General features: G+C 58.6%; 2 protein-coding genes. Both read right to left on the reverse strand.

Going from position 1 to position 4,426, the window contains the following annotated elements; all coding sequences use genetic code 11:
* Positions 1-241: 241 nt before the first annotated feature.
* Entirely contained in the window at positions 242-748 is a 507-nt protein-coding gene (locus tag NKI54_RS35945) for a caspase family protein (RefSeq protein WP_352694574.1), read from the reverse strand.
* Positions 745-4,227: a DUF7379 domain-containing protein gene (locus NKI54_RS35950; RefSeq protein ID WP_352694576.1), complete on the reverse strand. Its 3,483-nt coding sequence runs from the start codon at positions 4,225-4,227 to the stop codon at positions 745-747. The genes NKI54_RS35945 and NKI54_RS35950 overlap by 4 nt, the downstream gene beginning before the upstream one ends.
* Positions 4,228-4,426 lie beyond the last annotated feature (199 nt).

A 4,426-nucleotide genomic window follows, 5' to 3' on the forward strand; every position in this document is an offset into this window, starting at 1 on the left:
AAGAATATCATCGCGTCTCCCCATCAAAAACTTGACGCCGGCACCGCGGTGCTCAGGTCCTCATGGCCGCCGGATACACGTCTGCGGTCTTCACCGGATGGGTACGAACGAACTTCAAACCGGATTAGATCAGAGGGGCAAGGTCAAGTTGGATGCGGCGCAGCACAGGACTGGGCAAGGCATGGAACGGCGTGCTTGTGTCCGATCACGCGCTAATCAAACGACAAGACCGGGTAAACGCTTAAGCTCCTCGGACAGGCTTGCTAGTAAATCGAAATCGGGAGAACCGATGCGCTGGTGAGCATCGGACCCGCCGGCAAGCCGACGTAGGCTTACTGCGGCATGGTCGGCGGAGCCGCTCCCGAATGTTTCGCCACCATCCAGCTGCGCCCGTGGGCAAATAGTTGGTGTTTGACTCCCGCTCTGCGTCGTGAGGCAAAATATAGTCGGTCGGGCCTGCGGAGCCTGGCGTCGCCGTACCGTGGCCAGCGAAGTAGAATAGAACCCGATCGTCGCTACCGACTCTCGTTGGCAAGTCGCCAAAAAATGTGCGCAATCCTGCGAGCGTTGCAGCACCGTCGAGCACAAGCTCGGTTTCGAAGCCGTGTTCGTCACTGAGGCATTGAGCCAGCGCCTTTGCATCGGCAACAGGTGAATGAAGCTTGGGGACGCCGGCAGCGTAATCGTCAATCGCTACCAGGAACGCCAGGTTGCGCGCAAAACCTTCGATTGCGCCTGATCCACTCATGCCTTCATTAGCACTCCAAGCAGGGCTTCGCGACCGGCGTCTGTGCTGAAGAATGTGATGTGATCACACGCGACGTAGGTGACGTCAGACACGGTGGCACGATTGTCGGGTACAGCCGCGGCGCTGCTAACACTTACGGCAATGTCATTGGGAGCCCGTAAAAACGCGAGTGAGGCCGAAGCATGAAGCAGGTTTTGAGGAGATAATTTTGAAAGGAGTCTCTCTACCTGCCCTCCTGCTGATCCTGTTTGAATGAGCGACGTGTTGCCCACAATCAGCGAGTATGGAATTTTCGGATCCGGTGCCTGTCTAAGTTCGGCGATGATTTGCGAATCTGGAGTCATTTCGTCGAGCATGACGTCTACCGACTCCACCGCCTTGACGAGATTGCCAACCAGTTTCAGCGGCCAGGCAACAACTGCCAGCCGATTCAAGCCGAAAGCAAGAGCTGACATCGCCCAATCCTGAAGCGTTGGCCATGGCGAGCCCGCATGCGGGGTCCCAAGCGTTACAAGCCTTTGCACGACCTGGTTGCCGCCCAGTCGCTCGATGAACCACCGCGAAATCAGACCACCCATGGAGTGAGCCGCAACGTGCAATGTCTTGCCGTGATCCGCTCCAAGTCCGACAGCGGCGAGCCTGTCCTTCAGCTTAGCGGCCGTCTCCTTGATGCCCGTGTTGATATTCTCGTAGTCGAAGGCCAGAATTAGATCATATCTGTCAGCGATCCGCTGTGGCGGCTTGTCCACGATCGAAATGACCTCTTGTGAGGCTCCGGTCATGCCCAGGGTGTCACCCAAAATCCCGTGGACGTAGAGAAGTATGCGACTGGCCTCGGCAATGCGACAGCGAACAGCATCGAGCGCTGTTTCGTAGCGTGGTGCTTCGTCGACCGCAAAGCTGACTGCCGCCAGGTGGGGGTAGTCGAATTCCGTGCCCAGTTTGTCGCTGAGAATCTTCTGGAAGAGGATGCGGATTGAGCTGCGGATCCCGCGCTTCAAATCTCTTTCCGTTTGGACCGCCGAGGGAAGCTGGCGCAACTCGATTTGTATCCCGTCTGCAATCCGCCGAGCCGATCCAAGCGGCAAATAGAACTCTCCGTCCCACGCAAATGGCAGCACGTGTTCGTTGGGCCCAAGGGGCGTGTTCATCTGCAACAAGAGCGGGGAACTTGCTGTGACCACTTCTGGGTTTGCAACGTCGAAAAGCTCAAGCGCTCCCAGCCCGCCTTCCGCGCCGCGCGGGATCTGGAAATAGAAGGGTTCTGCGTTCACTGGATCGTCGCGAAACAGTGCAGGCGTGCTCAGGCCTCCCAGATCGCGGGTGGCTTCCCCTCGCGACACCAAACGCGCTTTGGCCTTGAGGTCGGCGTGCCCGACGAGCGTGACGCCAGCCCCCAGGGTCTGGTGACGGCCAACGGGGGGGACAACCGCGGCATCGAGCGGTCGTATCACCGTGAGCGCGAGCTCGCTCGTCGCCCAGTCAGCGATGATTTCACTTCCCTCTGGCGTAGTGGACAGGGCGCGCGAGTGAACCCGCTTGGCGAGCCGCTCGAGGACATTGCGCGGGCGCTGTCCTGCGTCCTTTGTAGAGCGCGTTTTCACATATCGATCGATGGGGGGCTGATCGAAGAGCCTTGGATCGAATTGCTCCGTACTGACGATGAGCTTGACGATGTCACGGGCTTCCGTTCGACCATCGCGCCATTGATCTTGGGGAACCGATGCGTAGATGGCTTTCCCATTGTTTGCGGCAGCCGACCTGCCAGCCGGAATGTGCTCGACACCTCCGGGGAAGAGTGCGGAGCTTACGGAATAGTCCTCTCCGAGCCACAGTAGGCCGCAATAAAGGTCCGTGTCGCTTCGATTCCTCAATTCGATGCGAAGCTGGGGCTGCTGCCATTTGCCGCCAATTTGCTGATATTCGAGATGAACTCCGCCGTCGGATTCCGCGTCTCTCCAAGCGTCTTTGCCACTCTCGTCGCGGCCCTGCACGAGCACGACGATCTCCGCCAGTCCGTCGGCCAGCCTGCTGACTGGATTGCCCAGCCGCGCCAAGGCATCCCATCGGGCAATGTGTTCAAGACGGTCGACGGCGAGGCGGGCGCCAATCTCGTTGATCCCTTCGATCTCCGCCACGAGGGGGTTCTCGCTCAAGGCGCGGCTGATCCGAAATGAGTCTGCATCGGCATCGACGCGCAGCTCGGCGTGATCCTCGCCTTTAACCTCACGGACCAGAAGAGAAGGTGCATCGTCCTCGCCGGCGTTGCCCAATGCTTGCCGCAAGAGTTCAAGTGCAGCGGTGTTCCCTGCCAAATGCACACCTGTTGCGGGAAGGGGCGTGGTAACGACGATGGCGCGGTATGTCCCTTTCGAACTAAGTTCTGCGTCCCGAGGTTTCAGGTCGACCAGGCTAAGCTGGGGACGTACCTCCTTGACTTCAGCCATGGCCAAGGCGGTATCTGCTTGCAGCTTCACGTCCACACGGTTGTCCAGGTCGAAGATCGCTAGCAGGGTTGACTGTTCCTGTGCCGGGGCACTGATTCCGTGAATTGCCCCCCCATCGATGACCCAGTTCAGTTCGCGATCAAACCGCAACGTGAAGCCCCGTTGATTGCGAGAGGCGCCACCGAGAAACAGTTGCTGCAGTTCGCCAGGATCACTGCACTCTATCTGCGGGACTTGCTGGTCCACCCGTAACCGAACCTGAGCCTCTGCCCGTTTTACAAGATCACTGTACGAGATTTGTCCCTTCGTCTGACGGAGCGCTGCGAGCAAAGCAGCAGTGAAAGCCCCGTGATGTATTCCGCCTTCGACGACTTCCTTTGCAGTCTCGTCAGCCCTGCAGGCCGCGAGGAGGACGTGCTTTCCCGACGGGCTAAAGGCCCATCCTGTCGGGGACGCCTGGCCATCAGGGTTGCGCTCCGCGACAGGCCCGTACTGGAGAAAAGCCTCTAACGGCCGATGCCGCGTGTCGGTCGGGGCTCGCCTGACTGCGGAGCCCGATTCCAGTCCAGCCCTGGTGCCGCTTCCAGAGTGGCAACAGTCAAGGACACAGAGCACATGGACCTGGCGAGCGGCGATCTCGGCGATCAGGCCAGCCAATTCCTTGTCCGCGAGGTCCCATTGACCCTCGTCGCGGCTATCGAAGCAGACCAGGGTTTCGTCAAGATGATCAGGTTCGAGATGCCAGAATTCCGGTGGGGAGTCTTCCTGCGACCCATGTCCGCTGTAGTAGAAAAGAGCTGTATCCCCGTCGCCTGCCTTCGACAGATGCGTTCTGAAACCATCGATGATGTTTGCCCGGGTCGCTTCCTCATTCTTTAGAAGCTTGAGGCGCGACCCGTCCCCACAGCCGTCCCTGAGTTCGTCGAGTAGGCTCGCGACTTCTTCGATGTCGCTTACACATCCTTTGAGCTTGGGAACTGGCGCCCGATACGCGTCAATTCCGACCAGCAAGCCATAAAGGTTCCCCGCCACAATCCCCTCCGATCATCTTTCTTTTTTCGATTGCATCATCCGATCGCTCTCGGCGTCAAGAATAAAATCAGGATCTGAAATCATTTTCAAAAAACGGGCTTGTATTTAGTACGCGACGGCTCATGAATTGCACTGGCTGGTCTGGACTCCGAAACCGGCTGTCAGCCTGAGGCAAAGAATGGAAGGCTTCGATCGCAGT

Origin of the sequence: Mesorhizobium sp. M0663, assembly GCF_040320585.1 — a bacterium.
In the GTDB taxonomy this organism is placed as follows: Bacteria; Pseudomonadota; Alphaproteobacteria; order Rhizobiales; family Rhizobiaceae; genus Mesorhizobium.

Excerpts from the sequence above, each read along its gene's own strand:
- NKI54_RS35945 (WP_352694574.1), bottom strand. The coding sequence starts at position 748 with ATGAGTGGATCAGGCGCAATCGAAGGTTTTGCGCGCAACCTGGCGTTC.